The organism is Streptomyces sp. NPDC052701 (assembly GCF_040678355.1).
Classification (GTDB): Bacteria; Actinomycetota; Actinomycetes; order Streptomycetales; family Streptomycetaceae; genus Streptomyces.
The window spans coordinates 279,405-303,883 of sequence record NZ_JBFATO010000003.1 but is presented as its reverse complement, the minus strand read 5'-3'; the positions used below and the strand labels follow the sequence as shown (position 1 = coordinate 303,883).

24 protein-coding genes are annotated in these 24,479 nt (G+C 73.5%); 15 read left to right on the top strand and 9 right to left on the bottom strand.

The features are described from left to right. Positions 1-92 precede the first annotated feature (92 nt). Positions 93-1,235 carry a glycosyltransferase family 4 protein gene (locus AB0L29_RS06400; protein WP_365823933.1) on the top strand — a complete coding sequence of 381 codons (1,143 nt, stop codon included), beginning with the start codon at positions 93-95 and terminating at the stop codon, positions 1,233-1,235. Positions 1,236-1,387: 152 nt separating this feature from the next. Here the strand turns inward: AB0L29_RS06400 and AB0L29_RS06395 are convergent, their stop codons facing one another. Further along, positions 1,388-3,184: an AMP-dependent synthetase/ligase gene (locus tag AB0L29_RS06395; RefSeq protein WP_365823931.1), complete on the bottom strand. Its 1,797-nt coding sequence runs from the start codon at positions 3,182-3,184 to the stop codon at positions 1,388-1,390. Positions 3,185-3,480: 296 nt separating this feature from the next. Here AB0L29_RS06395 and AB0L29_RS06390 point away from each other — a divergent pair, with 296 nt between their 5' ends. The 6 genes from AB0L29_RS06390 to AB0L29_RS06365 all read left to right on the top strand — a co-directional run bounded on the left by AB0L29_RS06390 (position 3,481) and on the right by AB0L29_RS06365 (position 8,616). Further along, positions 3,481-4,287, top strand: a complete 807-nt coding sequence (locus tag AB0L29_RS06390) for a metallophosphoesterase (RefSeq protein ID WP_365823929.1) — start codon at positions 3,481-3,483, stop codon at positions 4,285-4,287. Positions 4,288-4,419: 132 nt separating this feature from the next. Then, entirely contained in the window at positions 4,420-4,860 is a 441-nt protein-coding gene (locus AB0L29_RS06385) for an SRPBCC family protein (RefSeq protein ID WP_365823927.1), read from the top strand. Between the two features lie 77 nt (positions 4,861-4,937). Beyond that, on the top strand, positions 4,938-6,107 hold the full coding sequence (locus tag AB0L29_RS06380; protein ID WP_365823925.1) for an ArsA-related P-loop ATPase: 1,170 nt from the start codon (positions 4,938-4,940) through the stop codon (positions 6,105-6,107). A gap of 57 nt (positions 6,108-6,164) precedes the next feature. Beyond that, the gene (locus AB0L29_RS06375; protein WP_365823923.1) at positions 6,165-6,659 is read left to right on the top strand and encodes a DUF5304 domain-containing protein; all 495 of its coding nucleotides are present in this window, start codon (positions 6,165-6,167) and stop codon (positions 6,657-6,659) included. Between the two features lie 135 nt (positions 6,660-6,794). Further along, positions 6,795-7,748, top strand: coding sequence for an ROK family glucokinase (locus tag AB0L29_RS06370; RefSeq protein ID WP_365823921.1), 954 nt, complete (start codon positions 6,795-6,797; stop codon positions 7,746-7,748). Positions 7,749-7,863: 115 nt separating this feature from the next. After that, entirely contained in the window at positions 7,864-8,616 is a 753-nt protein-coding gene (locus AB0L29_RS06365) for an endonuclease/exonuclease/phosphatase family protein (protein ID WP_365823919.1), read from the top strand. Positions 8,617-8,622: 6 nt separating this feature from the next. On the opposite strand, the gene AB0L29_RS06360 is transcribed toward AB0L29_RS06365, so the two are convergent. After that, on the bottom strand, positions 8,623-9,192 hold the full coding sequence (locus tag AB0L29_RS06360) for a hypothetical protein (protein WP_365823917.1): 570 nt from the start codon (positions 9,190-9,192) through the stop codon (positions 8,623-8,625). Further along, the gene (locus AB0L29_RS06355; RefSeq protein WP_365823915.1) at positions 9,185-10,000 is read right to left on the bottom strand and encodes an alpha/beta fold hydrolase; all 816 of its coding nucleotides are present in this window, start codon (positions 9,998-10,000) and stop codon (positions 9,185-9,187) included. Before AB0L29_RS06355 ends, AB0L29_RS06360 begins: the two co-directional genes overlap by 8 nt. 185 nt (positions 10,001-10,185) lie before the next feature. Here AB0L29_RS06355 and AB0L29_RS06350 point away from each other — a divergent pair, with 185 nt between their 5' ends. The 5 genes from AB0L29_RS06350 (at position 10,186) to AB0L29_RS06330 (ending at position 15,156) form a co-directional block, all read left to right on the top strand. Beyond that, on the top strand, positions 10,186-10,962 hold the full coding sequence (locus AB0L29_RS06350) for a lysophospholipid acyltransferase family protein (RefSeq protein WP_365824075.1): 777 nt from the start codon (positions 10,186-10,188) through the stop codon (positions 10,960-10,962). A gap of 27 nt (positions 10,963-10,989) precedes the next feature. Continuing rightward, positions 10,990-12,222 carry a DUF5931 domain-containing protein gene (locus tag AB0L29_RS06345; protein ID WP_365823913.1) on the top strand — a complete coding sequence of 411 codons (1,233 nt, stop codon included), beginning with the start codon at positions 10,990-10,992 and terminating at the stop codon, positions 12,220-12,222. Beyond that, entirely contained in the window at positions 12,219-12,908 is a 690-nt protein-coding gene (locus AB0L29_RS06340; RefSeq protein WP_365823911.1) for a response regulator transcription factor, read from the top strand. Before AB0L29_RS06345 ends, AB0L29_RS06340 begins: the two co-directional genes overlap by 4 nt. Positions 12,909-12,988: 80 nt before the next feature. After that, complete coding sequence (locus tag AB0L29_RS06335) at positions 12,989-14,008, top strand: ATP-dependent 6-phosphofructokinase (RefSeq protein ID WP_365823909.1); 1,020 nt, start codon at positions 12,989-12,991, stop codon at positions 14,006-14,008. 152 nt (positions 14,009-14,160) lie between these two features. Beyond that, positions 14,161-15,156, top strand: a complete 996-nt coding sequence (locus AB0L29_RS06330) for a 2-hydroxyacid dehydrogenase (RefSeq protein ID WP_365823907.1) — start codon at positions 14,161-14,163, stop codon at positions 15,154-15,156. On the opposite strand, the gene AB0L29_RS06325 is transcribed toward AB0L29_RS06330, so the two are convergent. Next, complete coding sequence (locus AB0L29_RS06325) at positions 15,108-17,051, bottom strand: anthranilate synthase family protein (RefSeq protein WP_365823905.1); 1,944 nt, start codon at positions 17,049-17,051, stop codon at positions 15,108-15,110. The two genes, AB0L29_RS06330 and AB0L29_RS06325, sit on opposite strands and share 49 nt — an antisense overlap. Positions 17,052-17,142: 91 nt before the next feature. Next, positions 17,143-17,199, bottom strand: coding sequence for a trp operon leader peptide (locus AB0L29_RS06320; RefSeq protein ID WP_365824073.1), 57 nt, complete (start codon positions 17,197-17,199; stop codon positions 17,143-17,145). 96 nt (positions 17,200-17,295) lie between these two features. On the opposite strand from AB0L29_RS06320, the gene AB0L29_RS06315 reads away from it, so the two are divergent. Together AB0L29_RS06315 and AB0L29_RS06310 are read left to right on the top strand one after the other, a co-directional pair. Continuing rightward, positions 17,296-18,648 carry a class II 3-deoxy-7-phosphoheptulonate synthase gene (locus tag AB0L29_RS06315; RefSeq protein WP_365823903.1) on the top strand — a complete coding sequence of 451 codons (1,353 nt, stop codon included), beginning with the start codon at positions 17,296-17,298 and terminating at the stop codon, positions 18,646-18,648. A gap of 149 nt (positions 18,649-18,797) precedes the next feature. After that, on the top strand, positions 18,798-19,043 hold the full coding sequence (locus AB0L29_RS06310; protein WP_365823901.1) for a (2Fe-2S)-binding protein: 246 nt from the start codon (positions 18,798-18,800) through the stop codon (positions 19,041-19,043). A gap of 173 nt (positions 19,044-19,216) precedes the next feature. Here AB0L29_RS06310 and bfr read toward each other — a convergent pair whose 3' ends face one another. Continuing rightward, positions 19,217-19,696 carry a bacterioferritin gene (gene bfr, locus AB0L29_RS06305; protein WP_365823899.1) on the bottom strand — a complete coding sequence of 160 codons (480 nt, stop codon included), beginning with the start codon at positions 19,694-19,696 and terminating at the stop codon, positions 19,217-19,219. Between the two features lie 205 nt (positions 19,697-19,901). Here bfr and AB0L29_RS06300 point away from each other — a divergent pair, with 205 nt between their 5' ends. Beyond that, positions 19,902-20,549 carry a sulfite oxidase-like oxidoreductase gene (locus tag AB0L29_RS06300; protein WP_365823897.1) on the top strand — a complete coding sequence of 216 codons (648 nt, stop codon included), beginning with the start codon at positions 19,902-19,904 and terminating at the stop codon, positions 20,547-20,549. On the opposite strand, the gene AB0L29_RS06295 is transcribed toward AB0L29_RS06300, so the two are convergent. The 3 genes from AB0L29_RS06295 to AB0L29_RS06285 form a co-directional block, all read right to left on the bottom strand. Beyond that, on the bottom strand, positions 20,513-21,445 hold the full coding sequence (locus AB0L29_RS06295) for a deoxyribonuclease IV (protein ID WP_365823895.1): 933 nt from the start codon (positions 21,443-21,445) through the stop codon (positions 20,513-20,515). The two genes, AB0L29_RS06300 and AB0L29_RS06295, sit on opposite strands and share 37 nt — an antisense overlap. A 57-nt stretch (positions 21,446-21,502) precedes the next feature. Then, complete coding sequence (pknB, locus tag AB0L29_RS06290) at positions 21,503-23,434, bottom strand: Stk1 family PASTA domain-containing Ser/Thr kinase (protein ID WP_365823893.1); 1,932 nt, start codon at positions 23,432-23,434, stop codon at positions 21,503-21,505. A gap of 250 nt (positions 23,435-23,684) precedes the next feature. After that, positions 23,685-24,479, bottom strand: a complete 795-nt coding sequence (locus tag AB0L29_RS06285; RefSeq protein WP_365823891.1) for a thiazole synthase — start codon at positions 24,477-24,479, stop codon at positions 23,685-23,687.

Genomic DNA, 24,479 nt, shown 5'->3' with positions numbered 1-24,479 from the left:
GTCCGGGTTCCCGTCGTAAGGACGGCCGTGTCCGGCTGGGGCAGCGGGTTCGGCCGTCGTCCGACGGTAACCGTTCGGTAGGGTCGGCGGCGATGCACAAGACCCTGATCGTGACCAACGACTTCCCGCCCCGGCCCGGCGGCATCCAGGCGTTCCTGCACAACATGGCGCTGCGGCTGGACCCGGACCGGCTGGTGGTCTACGCCTCGACCTGGAAGCGCGGCCGGGAGGGCGCCGAGGCGACCGCCGCCTTCGACGCCGAGCAGCCCTTCACCGTGGTGCGCGACCGCACGACGATGCTGCTGCCGACACCGCGAGCCACCCGGCGGGCCGTCGCCCTGCTGCGCGAGCACGGGTGCACCTCGGTGTGGTTCGGGGCGGCGGCACCGCTGGGGCTGATGGCGCCGGCGCTCAGGAGGGCCGGGGCCGAACGCATCGTGGCCACCACGCACGGACACGAGGCCGGCTGGGCCCAGCTGCCCGCCGCGCGGCGGCTGCTGCGGCGGATCGGGGAGTCGACGGACACCCTCACCTACCTCGGCGAGTACACGCGGTCACGGATCGCCGCCGCGCTCGGCCCCGACGCCGCCTCGCGGATGGTGCAGCTGCCCCCCGGGGTGGACGAGAAGACCTTCCACCCGGGATCGGGCGGCGACGAGATCCGGGCCCGGCTCGGGCTCACCGGCCGGCCGGTGGTCGTGTGCGTCTCGCGGCTGGTGCGCCGCAAGGGGCAGGACACGCTCATCCAGGCCATGCCCAGGATCCTGGCCGCCCAGCCGGAGGCCGTACTGCTGATCGTCGGCGGCGGACCGTACGAGAAGGAGCTGCGCCGGCTCGCGCACGAGAGCGGGGTCGCCGGCTCCGTGCGCTTCACGGGCGCCGTGCCCTGGTCGGAACTGCCCGCCCACTACGGCGCCGGGGACGTCTTCGCCATGCCGTGCCGGACCCGGCGCGGCGGGCTCGACGTCGAAGGGCTCGGCATCGTCTACCTGGAGGCCTCCGCGACCGGGCTGCCCGTCGTCGCCGGGGACTCCGGCGGGGCGCCGGACGCCGTGCTCGACGGGGAGACCGGCTGGGTCGTGCGCGGCGGCTCGCCGGAGGAGGCCGCCGACCGGATCGTCACGCTCCTCGGGGACGCGGAGCTGCGCCGCCGCATGGGGGAGCGGGGGCGGGCCTGGATCGAGGAGAGGTGGCGGTGGGATCTGCTGGCGGAGAAGCTGACCTCGCTGCTGTAGCCGTGGCCCCGGGCCGCCGGGGCGTCCCGGCGGCCCGGGCGAACCCACCTTCGGGACCGTCGCCGCGCTCGCGGAACGGACGACGGCGCGGGTCCTCGCCGAGGACACCGCGCCGTGACGTCTCGCCCCGGGCCCCGCTGCTCCGGGCCCGGCTACTTCGCGTAGATGGCCTCGATCTCCTGCGCGTAGTCCTTGGCCACCACGTTCCGCTTCAGCTTCAGCGACGGGGTCAGGTGGCCCGACTCCTCCGTGAACTGGGAGGACAGGATGCGGAACTTGCGCACCGACTCCGCCTTCGACACCGCGGCGTTGCCGTCGTCGATCGCGGCCTGGACCGCGGCGAGCAGGTCCGGGTCCTCGCGCAGCGACGCCGCGGTGGAGCCCGCCGGCTTGCCGTGGTCGGCGCACCAGCGGCCCAGGAACTCCTCGTCGAGGGTGACCAGCGCACCCACGAACGGCCGCCCGTCGCCGACCACCATGCACTCCGCGATCAGCGCGTGCGCGCGGATGCGGTCCTCGATCACGGCCGGGGCGACGTTCTTGCCGCCCGCGGTGACGATGATCTCCTTCTTGCGGCCGGTGATGCTGAGGTAGCCGTCCTCGTCCAGGGTGCCGATGTCGCCGGTGTGGAACCAGCCGTCGGCCAGCGCCTCCGCCGTCGCGCCCGGGTTGTTCCAGTACTCCTTGAACAGGTGCTCGCCGTGCAGCAGCACCTCGCCGTCGTCGGCGATGCGGACCACCGAGCCGGGCAGCGGCTGGCCGACCGTGCCGATCTTCTGCCGGTCCCAGGGGTTGAAGGCGGTGGCCGCGCAGGACTCGGTCAGGCCGTAGCCCTCCAGGACGGTGAAGCCGATGCCGCGGAAGAAGTGGCCGAGGCGCTCGCCCAGCGGGGCGCCGCCGGAGATGGCGTACTCGCCGCGCCCGCCGAGGACCGCGCGCAGCTTGCCGTAGACCAGCTTGTCGAAGACCTTGTGCCTGATCCTCAGGCCGAGGGAGGGGCCGGACGGGGTGTCCAGCGCCTTGCTGTACGCGATGGCCGTGTCGGCCGCCTTGTCGAAGACTCCGCCCTTGCCGTCGGCCTGCGCCTTGGCGCGCGCGGAGTTGTAGACCTTCTCGAAGACGCGCGGCACACCGAGGATCAGCGTCGGCCGGAACGCGGCCAGCTCGTCGGTGAGGTTCCTGATGTCCGGCACGCAGCCCAGCTTGATCGGCGCCATCATCGGCGCGACCTGGACCAGCCGGCCGAAGACGTGCGCGAGCGGCAGGAAGAGCAGCACCGAGCACTCGCCGGTGCGGAACAGCGGGCGCAGCCGCTCCACGACGTTGCCGCACTCGGCGAAGAAGCTGCGGTGGGTGAGCACGCAGCCCTTGGGGCGGCCGGTGGTGCCGGAGGTGTAGACGATGGTCGCCGGGTCGTCGGCCTTCGCGATCGAGCTGCGTTCCTCGACCGTCTCGTCCGTGACGTCCTGGCCGAGCCGCCCGAGCTCCTCCACGGCACCGGCCTCGATCTGCCAGACGTTCTTGAGGGCGGGCAGCCCCTCGCGGACCGACTCGACGGCGGCCGCGTGAGCGTCCGTCTCCACGATGCAGGCGGTGGCGCCCGAGTCGCCGAGGATCCACTGCACCTGCTCCGGCGAACTGGTCTCGTAGACCGGTACGGTGACCGCGCCCGCGCTCCAGATCGCGAAGTCCAGCAGGGTCCACTCGTAGCGGGTGCGGCTCATCAGGCCCACCCGGTCGCCCGGCTGCACGCCGGCCGCGATCAGGCCCTTGGCGGCCGAGCGCACCTCGGTGAGGAAGGCGGTGGCCGTCACGTCCTGCCAGGTACCGCCGGCCTTGCGGGCGATGACGGCGACGTCCGGGTGCTGCGCGGCGTTTCTGCGGACGATGTCGGTCAGATTCCCGTCCGCAGGGACCTCGTACAAAGCCGGAAGGCTGAACTCGCGCAAGACTGCTGCTCCTCATAGGGCGCCGGCGCCACGACGTCGTGTGATGCGGCCGTGCGGTCCAAGGCTCGGACAAGTGCTCGGGGATTCACCTGTTGAAAACCTGAGCACGACTGGACTGCCCGGACGTTACCCGCCGGTATGGCCTCTTCGACAGGGGGGCCCGGCGAGATGTTCGCTGCGTCACACAGGTGGGTGTTCCCTCGCGCACAGTAGTCCAGGGCGTTGAAAACTGGCCAGTAACCTGTGTTTCCGGCCGTACTGTTCACGCCTCCCGCACGGGCCTACCCTTGATCGTCATGGCATCCACACCAGGCGCAGAGGGCAGGACGCGCACCCACCGCGTGCACGTCGTCAGCGACGTGCACGGCAACGCCCGTGACCTGGCCGGAGCCGGGGAGGGCGCCGACGCCCTCATCTGCCTGGGCGACCTCGTCCTCTTCCTCGACTACGCCGACCACTCGCGCGGCATCTTCCCCGACCTGTTCGGCGTGGAGAACGCCGACCGCATCGTCGAGCTGCGCACGGCCCGCCGCTTCGAGGAGGCGCGGGAGTTCGGGGCCCGGCTGTGGGCGGGCATCGGCCAGGACCGGGCCGCCGTGATCGAGAAGGCGGTGCGCAGGCAGTACGCCGAGCTGTTCGCCGCGTTCCCCACCCCGACGTACGCCACCTACGGCAACGTCGACGTGCCGTCCCTGTGGCAGGAGTACGCCGGGCCCGGCACGACCGTGCTCGACGGGGAGCGCGTGGAGATCGGCGGCCGGGTGTTCGGCTTCGTCGGCGGCGGGCTGCGGACCCCGATGCGCACGCCGTACGAGATCGACGACGAGGAGTACGCGGCGAAGATCGAGGCCGTCGGCAAGGTCGACGTGCTCTGCACACACATCCCGCCCGAGGTCCCCGAACTGGTCTACGACACCGTCGCGCGCCGCTTCGAGCGCGGCAGCCGGGCCCTGCTGGACGCCATCCGCCGCACCCGGCCCCGCTACGCGCTGTTCGGGCACGTCCACCAGCCGCTGGCGCGGCGGATGCGGATCGGGGCGACCGAGTGCGTGAACGTGGGGCACTTCGCCGGGACCGGCAGGCCGTGGGTGCTGGAGTGGTGAGCCCTCGACGGCGTGTGCGCAGGTAGCGGTGCGGTCGGTGCGGGTGGCGCGGGCGCTGCGCGGTAGCCTTCACGCTGCACTCACGTGCACACCACGACCTCTTACCGGCCCGCATCTGGAGGAGCCACGGCGATGGCGGAACACACCAGCTCGAGCATCACGATCGAGGCGGCACCGGCCGACGTCATGGGGGTGATCGCCGACTTCGCCCGCTACCCGGAGTGGACCGGCGAGGTGAAGGAGGCCGAGGTCCTCAGGACCGACGCGCAGGGCCGCGCCGAGCAGGTGCGCCTCGTCATGGACGCCGGCGCGATCAAGGACGACCAGACGCTGGCGTACACCTGGACCGGGGAGCACGAGGTCTCCTGGACGCTGGTGAAGTCCCAGATGCTGCGGTCGCTGGACGGCACCTACCTGCTGAGGCCGGCGGGGGCCGGGGCGACCGAGGTGACGTACCGGCTGACGGTCGACGTCAAGATCCCCATGCTCGGGATGATCAAGCGCAAGGCGGAGAAGGTCATCATCGACCGGGCGCTGGCGGGGCTGAAGAAGCGGGTGGAGTCGGGCCGGTAGCCGGCCCGGGCGCGCGGCCGACCCGCCGTCGGCGCTGACGCCGGGCACCTCGCCGGTGCCCGGTAGCGTTCACCTCCATGCGCACCATCCTGATCACCGGCCCGGGCGGCTGCGGCCGCACGACCGTCGCCGCGGCCACCGCCCTGCGGGCGGCCCGCGAGGGGACGAACACCCTCGTGCTGAGCGCCGACCGCACCGACACCCTCGGCGCGGCGCTCGGCACCGGGACGGGCGCCGCGCCGGTGCGCGCCGCCGGGAACCTCACCGCCTGGCGGCCCGACTCCGCCGAGGACTTCCGCGACGACCTCGCCGCCTTCCAGGACCGCGCCCGTGCCGCCCTGGACCTCCTCGGCGCCTCCCCCCTCGACCCCGAGGAGCTCACCCCGCTGCCGGGCGCCGGGGAACTCGCCCTGCTGCGGGCCCTGCGGGACGCGGCGCTGTCGCAGGAGCACGACCTGCTCGTCGTGGACCTGCCGCCCGTCCCCCACGCCCTGGCCCTCCTCGCCCTCCCCGAGGAACTGCGCCGCTACCTGCGCCGCCTGCTCCCGCCCGAACGGCAGGCCGCCCGCGCCCTGCGCCCGGTGCTGGGCCGGCTCGCCGGCGTCCCCATGCCCGCGCAGTGGCTGTACGAGACGGCCGCCCGCTGGGACGTGGAGCTGGCCGCCGTCGAGGCGTTCGTCCGCGACGAGGGCACCGTCGTACGGCTGGTCGCCGAGCCGGGCCCGGCGGGCGCCGACGCCGTCCGCGCCGCCTCGCTCGGCCTGGCCCTGCGCGGCCTGCGCACCGACGTGCTGGTGGCCAACCGGGTCCTGCCCGAGGCGTCCGGCGACACCTGGCTGGCCGGGCCCGTCGCCCAGCAGCGCAAGGTCCTGGAGGAGTGGCGGGAGTCGTACGACGTCCACGCCGTCGGCCACCTCGGACACGACCCGCGCGGCGCCGGCGACCTCGCCGCGCTCGCCGTGCCCGGCGCCGGCCGGGCCGCCGCCCGCGTCGAGTGGCCCGTCACCGACCGGCTCGCCGAGGACGGCGTGCTCGTCTGGCACCTCCCGCTGCCCGGCGCCCTGCGGGACGAACTGGACCTCGTCCGGCGCGGCGACGAACTCCTCGTCACCGCCGGACCCTTCCGCCGGATCGTCCCGCTGCCGTCCGCCCTGCGCCGCTGCACCGTCGACGGGGCGGCCCTGCGCGAGGACGAGCTGCGCATCCGCTTCGCGCCCGATCCGCGGCTGTGGCCGGGCACCCGGTGAACCCGGCGCGCCCGTTCGGGTAACGTCGTAGGGACGAACCGTAGTCAGGAGTCCGTCATGAGCGAAGAGCTCCCCCCGGCCGGCGCCGCCCGGGAACAGGCCGCGGACGAGGTACGGGCGGCCGACGCCGACGCCTGGGCGACCGCCTGCGCCGAGGACCTGGAGGCGGAGCAGGTCCGCCGCCGCGCCCGGTACGGGCCGCCGCCGGGATCGGCCGCCGAGGAGCTGAGGAAGCTCGTCGACGCGGTCGCCGACAAGCTGTCCGGGGCGCGGTCGCCGCTGCTCGGCGCGGTCGCCGGGCCCGCCGCGCAGCAGGTGGTGCGCCAGGTCGTCGAGCAGGCCAGGGCCGCCGTGGAACCCGTCATCGAGCGCAACCCCGACGTCTTCGACCATCTGGCGGCGGCCGGCAACGAACTGCTCGCGGCCTACCGCTCCGCCGTCCAGGCCCAGGAACGGCGCTGGACGACCCGCGAACGGGACGCGCGCGACATCGGCGAACGACGTGACGGGGACGGGGACACCGGCCCCGGCGAGCGCATCGACCTGGACTGACGGGGGATCCCACGGCGGACCCCCGCCGCCCCGGTCCCCTCCCCGGTCCCGCCCGGCGGGCGGACGACGGGAACCCGACGGCAGGGCCTCGGGTACCGTTGGCCGTAGCGGGGCTCGACCGAAACTGAGGGATTCATGGGACTCACCATCGGCGTCGACATCGGCGGCACGAAGATCGCGGCCGGCGTGGTCGACGAGGAAGGCAACATCCTCTCGACCCACAAGGTGCCGACCCCGGGCACGCCCGAGGGGATCGTGGACGCCATCGCCTCGGCGGTGGAGGGCGCGCGCGCCGGGCACGAGATCACCGGCGTGGGCATCGGCGCCGCCGGCTACGTCAACCGCCAGCGCTCGACGGTCTACTTCGCGCCCAACATCGACTGGCGCAACGAGCCGCTGAAGGACAAGGTCGAGGCCCGCGTCGGCCTCCCGGTCGTCGTGGAGAACGACGCCAACGCCGCGGCCTGGGGCGAGTACAAGTTCGGTGCCGGCAAGGGCCACCGCAACGTCATCTGCATCACCCTCGGCACCGGCCTCGGCGGCGGCATCATCATCGGCAACAAGCTGCGCCGCGGGCACTTCGGCGTGGCCGCCGAGTTCGGCCACATCCGCATGGTGCCGGACGGCCTGCTGTGCGGCTGCGGTTCGCAGGGCTGCTGGGAGCAGTACGCCTCCGGCCGCGCCCTGGTGCGGTACGCCAAGCAGCGCGCCAACGCCACCCCCGAGAACGCCGAGATCCTGCTCGGCCTCGGCGACGGCACCCCCGACGGCATCGAGGGCAAGCACATCTCCATGGCCGCCCGCCAGGGCGACCGGGTGGCCGTCGACTCCTACCGGGAGCTGGCCCGCTGGGTCGGCGCGGGCCTGGCCGACCTGGCCTCCCTGTTCGACCCGTCCGCCTTCATCGTCGGCGGCGGCCTGTCCGACGAGGGCGAGCTGGTCCTCGGCCCGATCCGCAAGTCCTACAAGCGCTGGCTGGTGGGCGGCAACTGGCGCCCCGTCGCCGACGTCCTCGCCGCCCAGCTCGGCAACAAGGCCGGCCTGGTGGGCGCGGCCGACCTGGCCCGGGAGCCCGACCCGGTCATGTGACGCCCCGAGGGGCGCGGGGAACGGCGCGACAGGCCACGACGGACCGGCGGTCGCCCGTCAGCCCCGCGCCCCGAGCCGCCGGGCGCCGCACCGCCCGGGGCCGTAGATTGACGGCATGGCGAACTCGCTGCTGCCCAACTCCCGCACCGAGCCCGACGGTTCGGCCGTCGTCCGCGTCCTCGGCTACAACGTCCGCTCGATGCGGGACGACACCGCCGCCCTCGCCCGCGTCATCAGGGCGTGCGCCCCCGACCTGGTCCTCCTGCAGGAGGCCCCGCGGTTCTTCCGCTGGCGCAAGAAGCTCGCCCGTCTGGCCCGCGCCGCCGACCTGGTGATCCTCACCGGCGGGGCGACGGCCGCGGGACCGGCCGTCCTGAGCTCGCTGCGCGCGACCGTCGAGCGGACCGAGGACGTGCTGCTGCCGCTCACCCCGGGACAGCACCGGCGCGGCTTCGCGACCGCCGTCGTACGGTTCGGGGGCGCCCGCCTCGGCGTGCTCAGCTGCCATCTGTCGCTGCAGCGGGAGGAGCGCCACCGGCAGGGCGGCATGCTGCTGGACCGGCTCGCCGCGCTGGGCGTGGAGCACGCGGTCGCGGGCGGCGACCTCAACGAACGCCCCGACGGCCGCACCTTCCGCCTCCTGGCCGAGGGCCTGCAGGACTGCTGGGCCACCGCCCCCTGGGGCGGTGAGCACACCTGGACGCCCGGCGATCCCCGCCGGCGGATCGACGCGATCTTCGCGACGAAGGGCATCGAGGTGCTCGGCTGCGGGGTGCCGTCCGGGCTGCCCGGGGTGACCGGAAGCGACCTGAGGGCGGCCACGGACCACCTTCCGGTCCTGGCCGCCCTCAGGGTCCCCGCGGCGTAGCCGGGCTCAGACCACCGCGCCCCGGCCCGGGTCGTCCTCGTCCTCGTCGTCCGTCTTCATCCGCATCACCAGCGTGGCGACCCCGCCGAGGAAGCCGCCGATGCACAGCGTGGCGAGCCACCAGGTCATCTCCCAGCCGAGCAGGACCGCCAGCAGGAGCAGGACCGGCGCGCCGAGCACCCCGAGCCAGGCGAACCTGGCGGTGGCGTCGGACTCGGGCAGCGGCGGGGGCTCCGGCGGGACGAAGTGACCCTCGTCGTCCTCGGTGAAGTCCTCGTCGGACGGCTCGGGCAGGGTGTGGTCGCGCGGGCCGACGCCGGGCGCGAACGCGACCGAGCTGCCGAGCGGCCTGGCCGGGGCGGGCTCGTCCTCCCCGCCGGCCGGGGGGTTGTCGTCGTTGGTCCCGGCCTCCAGGAGCGCCAGGTCCTCGACGGACTTGAACGGCTTGGCGCCGGACGGGTCCGGCGGCTCCTCGCCGTACCCGGCGACGATCGCCGCCCAGGCGGCCTCCTCGTCGAACGGGGCGTCCTTCTCGTCCGGCTCGCGGCCCTCGCGGTCGGAGTCGTGCTCAGCCACCTGCGGTCGTCCCTTCCTTGCCGGGAGCGGGCTCCCTGCGGAGACTCGGCTCCTCGCCGGAACCGGGTGCGAGCCGGCCGATGAACGCGGTGCTCTCCGCGAGGATCCGGTCCGCGTCGTGGTCCAACGTCGCCACGTGGTAGCTCTGTTCCAGCAGGATCTCCGTCACGTCCGTCGACGAGACGCGGCTGAGGATACGGGCCGAGTCGGCCGGCGGCACCACGTGGTCCTGCGGGCTGCGCAGCAGCAGCAGGGGCTGGGTGACCCGCGGCAGCTCGCGGTCGACGAGGCGGAAGAAGGCCCGCAGGGAGTGCGCCGCGTGCAGCGGCACCCGGTCGTAGCCCAGCTCCGTGCCGGACGGCTTGGCGATGTCGCTCGCGATGCCCTTCGTGCTGGGCACCAGGTGGCGCAGGACCGGAAGGGCGTGCGCGGCCAGGCCGTGCACCTTGTTCGCCGGGTTGACGACCATGACGCCGGCGACCGCGTCCCCGTGCCGGGCGGCCAGGCGCAGGGCGAGCGCCCCGCCCATGGACAGGCCGGCCACGAACACCGTCGCGCAGCGCTCGCGCAGGACGCGCAGTTCGCGGTCCACCTCCGCGTACCAGTCCTGCCAGCCGGTGATCCGCAGGTCCTGCCAGCGCGTGCCGTGCCCGGGCAGCAGGGGAAGCGAGACGGTCAGGCCGTGCGCGGCGAGGTGCTCCGCCCAGGGGCGCAGCGACTGAGGCGAACCGGTGAAGCCGTGGCAGAGCAGGACGGCGACCTCCGAGCCGGCATGGCGGTACGGCTCGGCTCCGGCGAGGAGCGGCACCTTGGGCCTCCTGTTCGTCGAAGAAGGGCTGGCGTGTGTGCGGGAAAGGGGCGGCACGCCGTGTGCGGGACCTTCACCGTACGCGACGGTACCGACACCGACCAGGGCCGTCGGCGCCTTCACCGGCGCCCCGGGTTAAGGTCTGATCCACAGACACAGGAGGCACGCGGTTGTTGTACGGCGCGATGAAGGTCACCGTCGGGGGGCCGCTGAAGCTTGCCTTCAGGCCCTGGGTGGAGGGCCTGGAGAACGTCCCGGCCGAGGGTCCCGCCATCCTGGCGAGCAACCACCTGTCGTTCTCCGACTCGTTCTTCCTGCCCGCCGTCCTCGACCGCAAGGTCACCTTCATCGCGAAGGCCGAGTACTTCACCACGCCCGGCGTGAAGGGCCGGCTGACCGCCGCGTTCTTCAAGGGCGTCGGCCAGCTCCCGGTGGACCGCTCCGGCGCGCGGGGCGCGGGTGAGGCCGCGATCAAAAGCGGCATAGAGGTGCTGGAGCGCGGCGAGCTGTTCGGCATCTACCCGGAGGGCACGCGCTCGCCCGACGGGCGGCTGTACCGCGGCAAGCCCGGCGGCCTCGCGCGCGTGGCGCTCGCCACCGGCGCGCCCGTCATCCCGGTCGCCATGATCGACACGGAGAAGATCCAGCCGCCCGGGAAGATCGTGCCGAAGCTGATGCGGCCGGGCATCCGGATCGGCAAGCCCCTGGACTTCAGCCGCTACCAGGGCATGGAGCACGACCGGTTCGTGCTGCGCGCGGTGACCGACGAGGTCATGTACGAGATCATGAAGCTCTCCGGCCAGGAGTACGTCGACGTGTACGCGACCGCCATGAAACGGCAGCTCGCGGAGGCGGCGAAGGCCGGGAAGGAAGCGGAGAAGGCGGCCAGGGCCGCGCTCGCGCGGGCCGAGAGGGAACAGGCGGAGAAGGAAAAGGCCGAGGAGAGGCGGTCCGAGCCCTAGACGGGGCCCGGGCCGGGTGGGGGACGAGTGGCCGGACGCGAGAAAGTCATGAGGATGTCGGTCGAGCAGCCGCTGTGGCGTGCGCTCACCGGCTACCGGGTGCTCGCCGTGCTGTACGCGGTCGGGCTGTTCGCCACCGCCTACGAGGAGTTCGCGCGCCCCTGGCTCGCCGTCGCCTACTTCGCGGTGCTGTGCGTGTGGACCCTGGCCACCCTGCCGAGGGTCGCCAACGCCGCGAGCTGCACCAGACGGTTCCTCGCCGCCGACCTCACCGTCGCCCTGGCCGGCATCCTGCTCACCCCGCTCGCCGACGCGCACGAGCGGATCCAGGCGGGCGGCCCCACCCTGCCCTCGATCTGGACGGCCGGTTCCGTGCTGGCCTTCGCCGTCAAGGGCGGCTGGCGCTGGGCCGCCCTGGCCTCCACCCTGGTGGCCGTCGCCAATCTGGCCGAACGCGGCAGCCCCGCCCGCGACACCGTCCACAACGTGATCCTCGTGTGGGTCGCCTCCATCGCCATCGGATACGTCGTCGAGGTCGCCCGCGCCTCCGAGCGCACCCTCGCCCGCGCCCTGGAGATCGAGGCCGCGACGAGGGAGCGGGAGCGGCTCGCGCGGGACATCCACGACAGCGTCCTGCAGGTGCTGGCGATGGTGAAGCGGCGCGGAGCCGCGCTCGGCGGCGAGGCGGCCGAGCTGGGCCGGCTGGCCGGCGAGCAGGAGGTGGCGCTGCGCACCCTGGTCTCCGGCGGACTCGTGCCCGTCTCCCGGGTGTCGGAGGACGCCGCCGAAGGGGCGGTCGTACGGGCGGTGGACGTGCCCGACGACGACCGGCCCGCCGACCTGCGCGCGCTGCTGGCGCCGTACGCCTGCGGACGGGTCGGCCTCGCCGAGCCGGGCGCGCCGGTGCTGCTGGCACCGTCGGCGGCGCGGGAGGTCGCGGCGGCCGTCGGGGCGGCCCTGGACAACGTCCGCAGGCACGCCGGGGAGCGGGCGCGCGCCTGGATCCTGGTCGAGGACGAGCCCGACGAGGTGATCGTCACGGTGCGGGACGACGGACCCGGCATCCCCGAGGGCCGGCTCGCGCAGGCCGAGGGCGAGGGGCGGCTCGGCGTGGCCCTGTCGATCCGGGGACGGCTGCGCGACCTCGGCGGAAGCGCCGAGCTGGTCTCGGTGCCCGGGCAGGGCACGGAGGTCGAACTGAGGGTGCCGAAGGACACGGACGACGTGCGGGGCGCACGGGGGAAGGCGGAGCAGCGATGACGCGGACGGCACAGGACCGGCAGGGTCCGATCAGGGTCATGGTGGTCGACGACCACCCCATGTGGCGCGACGCCGTCGCCCGCGACCTGGCCCAGTCCGGCTTCGAGGTGGTCGCCACCGCGGGCGACGGCGAGCAGGCCGTGCGCCGCGCCAGGGCCGCCGGCCCCGACGTCCTCGTGCTCGACCTGAACCTGCCCGGCAAACCGGGGGTGCAGGTCTGCAAGGAGGTCGTCGCCGCCGACCCGGCGCTGCGCGTGCTGGTGCTGTCGGCGAGCGGCGAGCACGCCGACGTGCTGGAGGCGGTCAAGTCGGGCGCGACCGGCTACCTGCTGAAGTCGGCCTCCACCGAGGAGCTCCAGGACGCGGTGCGCCGCACGGCCGCCGGCGACCCGGTGTTCACGCCGGGCCTGGCCGGGCTGGTCCTCGGCGAGTACCGCCGCCTGGCCGCCGAACCGGCCCCCGCCCCCGACACCGGCGGGCCGGGGGCGCCGCGGCTGACCGACCGCGAGACCGAGGTGCTGCGCCTGGTCGCCAAGGGCCTGAGCTACAAGCAGATCGCCGAACGCCTCGTCATCTCCCACCGCACGGTGCAGAACCACGTCCAGAACACGCTCGGCAAGCTGCAGCTGCACAACCGGGTGGAACTGGTGCGCTACGCGATAGAGCGCGGACTCGACGACGAGTGAGGCGGCGCGTGAAGCGGTGCGGCGGCCCGTCCCGCCGTTAGCGTGGCGCCGGCAGGACACCGCGGCGAAGGGACACACCCATGCGAGTCGGAGTACTGACCGGAGGCCGCGACTGCCCCGGTCTCAACGCCGTCATCCGGGCCGTCGTCCGCAAGGGCGTGCAGGAGTACGGCTACGACTTCGTCGGCCTGCGGGACGGCTGGCTCGGGGCGCTGGAGGGCGACGCCGTCCCCCTGGACATCCGCGCGGTGCGCGGCATCCTGCCGCGCGGCGGCACCATCCTGGGCTCCTCGCGCACCGATCCCCTGAAGCAGGAGGACGGCGCCCGGCGCATCAAGGAGAACCTCGCCGGACGCGGGATCGGCGGGCTCGTCGTGATCGGCGGCGCGGACACCCTGGGAGTGGCGGCCCGGCTGTGGCGGGAGCACGGCGTGCCGTGCGTCGGCGTACCGAAGACGATCGACAACGACATGGCCGCCACGGACCGCACCCTCGGCTTCGACACCGCGGTCAACACCGCCACCGAGGCGATCGACCGGCTGCACACCACCGCCGAGTCCCACATGCGCGTGCTCGTCGTCGAGGTGATGGGGCACAACGCCGGCTGGATCGCGGTCCATTCGGGCCTGGCCGGCGGTGCGAACGTGATCCTCATCCCGGAGCAGCCCTTCGACCTCGACGCGGTGTGCGGCTGGGTGACGTCCCGTTTCCGGGCCTCGTACGCCCCGATCGTGGTGGTCGCCCAGGGAGCCCGGCCGAAGGACGGCGGCCCGGCGCCCGGGGCCGGCCCGGCCGGACCGGTGCCCCTGTCCGGGATCGGTGACTGGCTCGCCAGGGAGATCGAGGGGCGGACCGGCAAGGAGGCCCGCACCACGGTCCTGGGCCATGTGCAGCGCGGCGGCCCTCCCAGCGCCTTCGACCGCTGGCTCGCCACGCGCTTCGGCCTGCACGCCATCGACTGCGTGCGCGACGGCGACTTCGGCACGATGGTCGCCCTGCGGGGCACGGACGTCGTCCGGGTGCCCATCGCGCAGGCCACCGCCCGGCTCAAGACGGTCGACCCGCGGCTCTACGCGGAGATCGGGGTGTTCTTCGGCTGACGGGTCATCAGGCGGGGTCGCGGGCGGCCCCCTTCCCGCGCGCTGCCGGCGGGGAACGCGCGGCCGCCCCGGCCGCTCCGGGGCACGGCCGCCGGCGGGCCCGTATATTCGCCCCGTACCGCACCGGTTCGGCGAGCCCCCGGAGGGACCCCGTGGACATCCTGGCCTTCGGCGTACAGGCGGACGAGAAGCCGCTGCTCGAACAGGCCTTCCGGGGCCACCACGACCTCCGCTGCCTGGACGTCTTCCTCAACGAGGACACCGTTCCCATCGCCGCCGGCCACGAGGTGATCTCCACCAGCGTCAACTGCGACCTGGGGCCAGGCGTCCTGGAGGCCCTCGCCGCCGGCGGCACCCGGATGACCGCCCAGCGCTCCACCGGCTTCAACAACATCGCCCTCCACGTCGCCGAACGCCTGGGCCTGACGGTCGCCCGCGTCTCGTACTACTCGCCCCACGCGGTCGCCGAGTTCGCCTGGACCCTCGCCATGGCGGTCAACCGCCGCGTCGTGCGCGCCTCCACCCGCACCCGCGACTTCGACTTCCGTCTCGACGGGCTGATGGGCCGCGACCTGCACGGCCGCACCGCCGGCGTCCTCGGCACCGGCAAGATCGGCGAGGCGTTCACCCGGATCGCGCACGGCTTCGGCATGAGGCTGCTCGGCTGGGACGTCGCCGAGAACCCCGCGTGCCTCGACCTGGGCATGACCTACGTCCCCAAGGAGCGGCTGCTCGCCGAGTCCGACCTGATCAGCCTGCACGTCCCGCTCGTGCCCGGGACGCGGCACCTCATCGACGCCGCCGCCCTGAAGGCGATGAAGGACGACGCGATCCTGGTGAACTCCAGCCGCGGCGGTCTCGTCGACACCGCCGCCCTGGTCACCGAGTTGCGCGCGGGCCGCTTCACGGGCGTGGGCCTGGACGTGTACGAGGCGGAGGCGGGCCTGTTCTTCCTCGACAAGTCCCTGGAGGCCATCGCCGACGACACCCTGGCCCGCCTCGTCACCTTCCCCAACGTCCTGGTCACGTCCCACCAGGCGTACTACACCGTGGACGCCGTCGGCCAGATCGTCGACACCACGGTGCGCAACGTCCTCGACTACACGGCCGGCCGCCGCTCCGGGAACGTGCTGGTGCCGCGCAGCTGACCCACCAGCTCCCGCACGATCGCGGCGCCGTTCAGCGTCAGCACCGACTCCGGGTGGAACTGCACCCCGGCGAGGGACGGCCCGCGCAGCGCGTGCACCTCCCCGTCCGCGGCCCGGCTGACCTCGATTCCGCGCGCGGCCAGCCCGGCGGCCGCCGCGTCGTCGCAGCGCGCCACGAAGCTGTTGTAGAAGCCGACCGTCTCGGTGCGCCCGAACAGGTCGATCCGCGTCTGCGCGCCCTGGTACGGCACGTCCTTGCGCACGATGTCCAGCCCCAGCTCGGCCGCGATCAGCTCGTGCCCGAGGCACACGCCGAGCACGCCGTGCCGGTTCGCGCGCAGGATCTCGCCGGTCAGCTCCCGCAGGAAGCGCATCCTGGGGTCGCGCGCCCCGCCCGGATCCCCCGGCCCGGGTCCCAGGACGAGCGGCCCCCCGTGCCCGAGGACCGCCTCGCGCAGCCCGGGCTCGTCGTACCGCCGCACGGTCACCTCCAGCCCGCCGGCGCGCAGCACGTGCGCCAGCATCGCCGTGAAGGTGTCCTCCCCGTCGACCACCAGGGCGTGCCCGGCCGGCGCGTCCGGCCGTTCCTGCATGCGCAGCCAGAACGGCGCCAGCGAGGCCCGGCGCCCGTCCAGCGCCGCCCGCACCCGCGGGTCGTCGGCGAGCCGGGGCCGTTCGCCCTCCTCGCGCGGCCGCTGCGCGCGGACCCCCAGTGCCGCGAGCACCCCGGCCGCCTTGGCGTGCGTCTCCGCGACCTCGCCGGCCGGGTCCGAGCCCCGCACGAGCGTGGCCCCGACCGGCACCCGCAGCCGTCCGGCCGCGTCGATGTCGGCGGTGCGGATGAGGATGGGGGAGTCGAGCGTCTGGGCGCCGCCCGCGTCCCTGCCCAGCAGCGCGAGGGCACCGGCGTAGTACCCCCGTCCCGCGCCGTCCCGCCCGGGGGGCTCGTGCCGCTCGATGACCCGGCAGGCGTTCTGCACCGGCGAGCCGGTGACGGTCGCCGCGAACATGGTCCGCTTCAGCACCTCGCGCACGTCCAGCGAGGAGCGGCCGCGCAGCTCGTACTCGGTGTGCGCGAGGTGCGCCATCTCCTTCAGCCGGGGCCCGACGACGACCCCGCCCATGTCGCCGACGTCGCACATCATCTTCAGCTCCTCGTCGACGACCATCGACAGCTCCTCGGTCTCCTTGCCGTCGGCGAGGAAGTCCAGCAGGTGCTCCGGGGTGGGGCCGCCGGCCGGATACCGGTACGTCCCGCTGATCGGGTTCATGACGACCGTCCCGCCGGACATCCGCACGTGCACCTCGGGACTGGCCCCGACCAGCGTCCGCCCACCCGTCTCCCGCCCCCGCGTGGAGGGCCCTACGGGTCCCCCACCGTCCCCGGTGTGCACGACGAACGTCCAGTACGCTCCCCGCTCGCCCTCCAGCAGCCGCCGGAACAGCGCCAGCGCGTCGGTCCGCCCGAACCCCGGGATCCGCCCCTCGTACGTCCGCCGGATGACGAAGTTCGCGCCCTCGCCCCGCCCGATCTCCTCGCGCAGCACCCGCTCGACGATCCGGGCGTACTGCGCGTCGCTCACGTCGAAGCCGCCGTCCTCGACGCGCACGGCGTGCCCCGGGAGCTGGGACACCGCCTGTGCGAGCGGGATCTCGTACCTCTCCTCGGGGGTCAGCACCAGCAGCGGTGTGCCGTCGTCGCGGACATCGAAGCCGCGCTCGCGGATCTGCCGGAAGGGGACGAGCGCCAGGCCCTCGTCGGGCAGGTCGGCCAGGCGCTCGCGGGTGCCGACCGGGCCGAGGAGCACCTCGACGGTGTCCCCGTCGTGGCCGGGCGCACGGCGGCGCAGCAGGGCGAAGGGGCGGGGGTCGTGCAGCAGGTCCAGCAGGTTCACGGGTCCGTGTCCTCCTCGATGGAGAGGAACGGCCCCGGAACGCCGAAGGCCGCCCCTCGGGCGGCCTTCGCGAAGTCTTGCGTACGCGCAGTCAGTGGGCCGCCGGAGAAGCGGTCCACCACCAGGTGCGGGTCGAAAGCGCGAACATGCCACGCACCCTACCCCATGTCCGAAACGGATACCGGGTATCTCATTTCCTGGGCACCGGCCGGTCGGAGCCCTCCTACCCCGTAATGTTGGGGGCGTGACCGTGAACGCTAAGACCAGCCCCGGCGCTGGCAACACCTGGCGCAACCTGCCCGCGGCGCAGCAGCCCGAGTACCCCGACCCCGAGGCTCTGCGCGCAGTGATCGCGGACCTCGAGTCGTATCCGCCGCTCGTCTTCGCGGGCGAGTGCGACCAGCTGCGCGCCCGGATGGCGGCCGTCGCCAAGGGAGAGGCGTTCCTCCTCCAGGGCGGCGACTGCGCCGAGGCCTTCGACGCCGTGTCCGCCGACCAGATCCGCAACAAGCTCAAGACCCTGCTCCAGATGGGCGCCGTGCTGACGTACGCCGCCTCGGTGCCGGTCGTGAAGGTCGGCCGCATCGCCGGCCAGTACTCCAAGCCGCGCTCCAAGCCCACCGAGACCCGCGACGGCGTGACGCTGCCGACCTACCGGGGCGACTCCGTCAACGGCTTCGAGTTCACCGAGGAGGCCCGCGTACCGGACCCCGAGCGGCTCAAGCGGATGTACCACGCCTCGGCCTCCACGCTGAACCTGGTGCGCGCCTTCACCACCGGCGGCTACGCCGACCTGCGCCAGGTGCACGCCTGGAACCAGGACTTCGTGAAGTCCTCGCCGTCCGGGCAGCGCTACGAGCAGCTCGCCCGCGAGATCGACAACGCGCTGAACTTCATGCACGCCTGCGGGGCCGACCCGGAGGAGTTCAAGACCGTCGAGTTCTTCTCGTCGCACGAGGCGCTGCTGCTCGACTACGAGTCGGCGCTCACGCGGGTCGACTCGCGCACCGGGCAGCTGTACGACGTCTCCGCGCACATGGTGTGGATCGGCGAGCGCACCCGGCAGCTGGACCACGCGCACATCGAGTTCGCCTCGCGGATCCGCAACCCGATCGGCGTCAAGCTCGGCCCGACCACCACGGCCGAGGAGGCGCTGCAGTACATCGAGCGCCTGGACCCCGAGCGGGAGCCGGGCCGGCTGACCTTCATCGTCCGCATGGGCGCGGACAAGATCCGCGACAAGCTCCCCGAGCTGGTCGAGAAGGTCACGGCGTCCGGCGCGGTGGTGGCCTGGGTGACCGACCCGATGCACGGCAACACCTTCGAGGCGGCCTCCGGGCACAAGACCCGCCGCTTCGACGACGTGCTCGACGAGGTCAAGGGCTTCTTCGAGGTCCACAAGGCGCTGGGCACCCACCCGGGCGGCATCCACGTGGAGCTGACCGGTGACGACGTCACCGAGTGCGTGGGCGGCGGCGACGAGATCTTCGTCGACGACCTGCACCAGCGCTACGAGACGGCCTGCGACCCGCGGCTGAACCGCAGCCAGTCGCTGGACCTGGCGTTCCTCGTCGCCGAGATGTACAGGGACCAGTAGCCGGACCGCCCGGCACCGGGCGTGCGGTGGGGCGCGGATCACACACGATCCGCGCCCCTCCCGCTTTTGCGGCACCTGCGTCATAGGTAAGGTTAGGTTTGCCTCACCGAGAAGTCGGGGCGGGCGCAATCCATCCATCCCGGCGGGAGGTGAACCGCGTGTACGTCTGCAGTTGCTTCGGCGTCACCGAGCAGCAGGTCAAGCAGCACGCGGAGAACGGCGCCTGCACGCCCCGGCAGATAGCCTCCGCCTGCAAGGCGGGCACGGACTGCGGGTCGTGCGTACGCCGCATCCAGGCCCTGCTGGGCCGGGGCGCCTGCCCGCGCCGGGAGCCGGTCGGCCAGGGCGAGCCGGTGCCGGCCGGGCGCGAGGCGCTCGAGGAGGCCGCCGCCTAGGGCCTGTCGTCGGACTCCCGTCGTCCGCCCGGAGGGCGGGCCCCGCGGCGTCGGGTGCGTGCTCCCGGCGTGCCGGGGGCGGGCCCTCGTACCGGATGTACTCGGGTCCGCGCCCGGTGCGGCGGGAGTGCGTGCAGGGCGTCGCGGGGCAGGCGGGAGTCCGACGACAGGCCCTAGCTCTGCGGCTGCTCGATCAGCTGCGCGAGGTAGAGCGCCTCGCCGAGCTTCTCGATCAGCTCGAGCTGGGTGTCGAGGTAGTCGATGTGGTGCTCCTCGTCGGCGAGGATGGTCTCGAAGATGTTGGCGGAGGTGATGTCGCCCTTCTCCCGCATCACCTGGATGCCGCGCCTGAGACGGTCGATCGCCTCGACCTCGACCTGCCGGTCCGCCTCGAACATCTCCTTGACGGTCTGCCCCACCCGCACGTGGAAGAGCCGCTGGTAGTTGGGCAGCCCCTCCAGGAACAGGATGCGGTCGGTGAGCACCTCGGCGTGCTTCATCTCGTCGAACGACTCGTGCCGGGTGTACTTCGCGAGCTTGTACCAGCCGAAGTTCTCCTGCATCTTCGCGTGCAGGAAGTACTGGTTGATGGCGGTCAGCTCACCGGTGAGCTGCTCGTTGAGGAATTCGATGACCTCGGGATCGCCCTGCATCGCAGAGGCTCCTTCCAACCGGTGGGGACTGGCGGGTTGCGCCGCATGATTCCACCGGTGGCGAAGATCGTCCAGTAAGTCTTCACTTAGTAAGTTAGGGCGGGCTTAGTCCATATTCTTGATTCTTGTTGGCTATTGTCACTGATTGCCCGAATTCGAGTGGACCCGGTCCTGTGCATCCCCCGGGGTCTGTCAGGATGGAGTCATGGGTCAGCCGGTGGGACGCGAGTCGGAAGGACGTGGTTCGGAAGGAGCGGCGCAGCCCCAGCTCCCGCCGGGGCAGCGGGTGCAGAAGGGCTGGCCCGTCACGCACTACGGGCCGGTGCCCAGGTTCCGGCCGGAGCGCTGGGAGTTCCGCGTCTTCGGCGCCACGGCCGACGGGGAGAAGCACCGCTGGACCCACGAGGAGTTCACAGCGCTGCCCTACACCACCGTCGTGGCCGACCTGCACTGCGTCACGAAGTTCAGCATGCTCGGCGCCGAGTGGGGCGGCGTTCCCGCCCGGACCGTCCTGGAGATCGCACCGCCCGCGCCCGACGTCACCCATGTGATGGTCTGGGCGGAGTACGGGTTCAGCTCGAACCTGCGGCTGTCCGACTTCGCCGCCGAGCGCACGATCTTCGCCACCCACAAGGACGGCGAGCTGCTGACCGCCGAGCACGGCTTCCCGCTGCGCCTGGTCGTTCCCCACCTGTACGCCTGGAAGGGCCCCAAGTGGGTCCGGGGCGTGGAGTACATGACCGCCGACCGGCGCGGCTTCTGGGAGGAGCGCGGCTACCACAACATCGGCGACCCGTGGCGGGAGCAGCGCTACTCCTACCAGGAGGAGCCCGGGGAGGGTCCCGAACTCTGAGTTCCGCCCGGGGCGTCCAGGCCGTCGCGGAGCTTCTTCAGCCGCTCCACGTCCGCCGCGTGCCCCTCCTTGCCGCCGGGCGTCTCGATGACCAGCGGCACGCCCTCGGTCGCGGGGTGGGTCATCAGCTCCCGGAACGGATCCTCGCCGATGTGACCGGCCCCGATGTTCGCGTGCCGGTCCTTGTGCGCGCCGGCCACGTCCTGGGAGTCGTTGGCGTGGATCAGCTTCAGCCGGCCCTCGCCGACCGTGTCCACCAGCAGGTCCAGCGTCCGGTGCATGCCGCCCGGGCCCGTCAGGTCGTGGCCGGCCGCGAAGACGTGGCAGGTGTCCAGGCACACGCCCAGCTTCGGGTGGGCGTCCAGCGCCTCGAAGTACGGCCCGAAGTCCCAGGTCCGCGAGCACAGCGAGGCGCCCTGGCCCGCCGTCGACTCCAGCAGCAGGTACGGGTCGTCGTCGTGGGTGAGCTCGTCCAGCAGGGGCAGCAGGTGCTCCCGGACCTGCCGCAGGGCCACCGGCCGCTCCCGGCCGCCGGTCGCGCTGCCGGTGTGCACGACCACGCCGAGCGCGCCGATCTCCCGCCCGCGCCGCAGCGAGTGCCGCAGCGACTCCACCGACCGCTCCACCGTCGCCTCGGTGTGCGAGCCGAAGTTGATCAGGTACGGCGCATGGACGTACGCCGGGATCGACCCGGCCTCGCACGCCGCGCGGAACGCCTCGTCCTGCTTGGGGTTGCCGGTGGGCGTGGCCCAGCCGCGCGGATTGGCGACGAAGACCTGCACGGCCTCCGCGCCCAGCTCACGGGCGTAGGACAGGCCGACGGAGTGCAGACCGCCGGCCACGGGGACATGGCCGCCGACGGGGTTGCGCAGGCGGCCGGACTGCTCACTGTTCACCCGTTCAGGGTGTCATGCGGCCGGGAGTGCCCGGCCGCGGGAGCCCTGTGACGTGCGTCAGCGGATCTCGATGGTGATCGTCGAGCCCTTGGGGGCGGTGTCCCCGCCCTCCACGGACTGGTCCTCGACGGTGTCGCCGAACAGCCCGAGCAGACCGCGGTCCTCCTCGACCCGGAAGCCGGCGGCCTCCAGCGTCCGCCTGGCCTCGTCGACGCCGTCGCCGGTCACGTCCGGGACCTCGACCATCTCCGGGCCCTTGGACAGCGTCAGCGTGACCGTGTCGCCCTCGGCGGCCCGGCTGCCCTCGCCCGGGGTCTGCCGGGCGACCCGGCCCTCGTCGTGCTCGGAGTTGACCCGCTCGGCGGCGAGCTTCACCCTCAGGCCGGCGTCCTCCAGGTCGGCCCTGGCGTCGGCCAGGTCCTGGCCGGTCACGTCGGGCACCTCCACCGGGCGGCCCTTGCTGACGGTGAGTGCGACCGCCGAGCCCGCGCGCACCTTCGTGCCCGGCTCGGGCCGCGTGGAGACCACCAGCCCCCTGGCCACGTCCTCGCTGAACGCCCGGGTCACCATGCCCGGCGCCAGCCCCTCGTCCTTCAGGACGTCCCGCGCCCGGTCCAGCCGGTAGCCCTCCAGACCGGGCACCCGCACGGTCCGCGGCCCCTTGGAGATCGTGAGGGCCACCGAGTCGTTGCTGCGGATCCGGGCGCCCACCGCCGGGTCCGTGCCGACGACCGCGCCGCGCTGGACCGTGTCGCTGTACGCGTGCCTGACCGGGCCGGTCTCCAGCCCGGCCTTCTCCAGCCGGTCCCTGGCCTCGGCCTCGGTCTTCTCCAGCAGCGGCGGGACCTTGGTGAACTGGCCCGAGTTGATGTACCACACGCCCGTGCCGAGGCCGAGCAGCAGCAGGACGGCGACGACGACCGCCATCGGCCCGCGCCGCAGGCCCGCCCGGCGGCGGGGCGGCAGCGGCGGGGGCGTCCGCAGCCGGCTGGTGCGGCCGAGCGCGGCGGCGGCGTCCTCGGCGTCCTCGCCGGCCGGCGGCGGTCCGGGCGCGGTCAGGGCGCGCGGGATCACGCTGGTGCGGTCCTCGGAGTTGTCGTGCTCCGAGGAGACCGCCTGCGGCGGCACCGCGTCCAGCTGGTCCGCGCCGAGCAGGCCGTGCGCCCGGCGGACCAGCGCGAGCAGGGCCACCGCGTCGTGCGGACGGACCTCCGGGGTGCGGGCGGTCGCCGACGCGACCAGCTCGTCCAGCTCGTACGCCATGCCCGGCACGGCGGCCGAGGGCGGCGGCACGTCCTCGTGCAGGTGCTTGTAGAGGATCGTGGCGGGGGAGTCCCCGTCGTGCGGCTTGTGGCCGGTCAGCATCTCGTAGAGCATCACGCCGCACGCGTACACGTCGACGCGCGGGTCCGCGGTGCCGTTTTCTATCTGCTCGGGCGCGAGGTAGGAGACCGTGCCGAGGACGGTCCCGGTGGTGTTCGTCACCGTGTCCACCGCCCGGACCAGGCCGAAGTCGGCGACCTTGACCCGCCCGTCGTCCCCTATCAGGACGTTCTCCGGCTTCATGTCCCGGTGCACGAACCCGGCGCGGTGCGCGGCCCCGAGCGCCGCGAGCACCGACTCCAGGATGTCCAGCGCGGCCCGCGGCCGGAGCGCTCCGCGCTCGCGCAGCACGTCGCGCAGCGTGCAGCCGGCCACGTACTCCATGGCGAGGTAGACGTACGCCCCGTCGGTCCCCTGGTCGAAGACCTGCACCACGTTCGGGTGCGCGAGCCGGGCCACCGACTTCGCCTCGCGGATGAACCGCTCGACGAAGGAGCCGTCGGCCGCCAGCGCCGGGTGCATCACCTTGAGCGCGAGGACGCGGTCCAGGCGGGTGTCCACGGCCCGGTAGACCGTGGCCATCCCGCCGACCGCGATCCGCGCCTCGACGCGGTACCGGCCGTCGAGCACCTGCCCGACCAGAGGGTCCTGAAGGGTCGTGTCCACGCAGGCGAGTGTACGAGCAGCCGCCGGCAGCACCGGCCGTTCCGCCTGCCGGGAGACGGAATGCAGCAGACCTGTGACGGTCGCGCCACCAGGGCCTCTCGTTCGGATCAGGCCGGGCTCGCGGGGCCCGGCACCGCACCTCGCCGCGTCGTCGCCGGTTGCCGGGGCTGTGCCGTGGCGCCCTCCTCCGCCCTGCGGCGCACGGCACCGGACCCCGCTCCCCGATCCGGCCTGATCCGGACGGAAGGCCCTAGAACGCGGGGCGCTCCGGGTCCAGGTGCGCGCGGCCCCGGGTGGGCGAGGACGCCTGCGCGAAGTGCCGCCGCGGGATCCGCCCCGCCCGGTACGCCAGCCGCCCCGCCTCCACCGCGTGCCTCATCGCCTCGGCCATCAGCACCGGCTCCTGGGCCCGCGTCACCGCCGAGGCGAGCATCACCCCGGCGCACCCCAGCTCCATCGCCAGGGCCGCGTCCGAGGCGGTGCCGGCCCCCGCGTCCAGGATCACCGGCACGCGCGCCTGCTCCACGATCAGCTGGAAGTTGTGCGGGTTGCGGATGCCCAGCCCGGAGCCGATCGGCGAGCCGAGCGGCATGATCGCCGCGCAGCCCGCGTCCTCCAGCCGGCGGGCCAGCACGGGGTCGTCGTTGGTGTACGGCAGGACCGTGAACCCGTCGTCGACCAGTGTCTCGGCCGCCTCCAGCAGCTCGATCGGGTCGGGCAGCAGGGTGCGCTCGTCGGCGATGACCTCCAGCTTGACCAGGTCGGTGCCGAGCGCCTCCCGGGCCAGCCGGGCGGTGAGGACGGCCTCCCCGGCGGTGAAGCAGCCGGCCGTGTTGGGCAGCACCCGGATGCCGAGGCGGTCCAGCACCGACAGCACCGAGCCGTGCACCGAGGGGTTCACGCGCCGCATCGCGACCGTCGTCAGCTCCGTCCCGGAGGCCACCAGGGCGCGTTCCAGCACGTCGAGGCTGGGCGCCCCGCCGGTACCCATGATCAGGCGGGACGTGAGGGACGTGCCGCCGAGGACGAGCGGATCGTCGGCCAT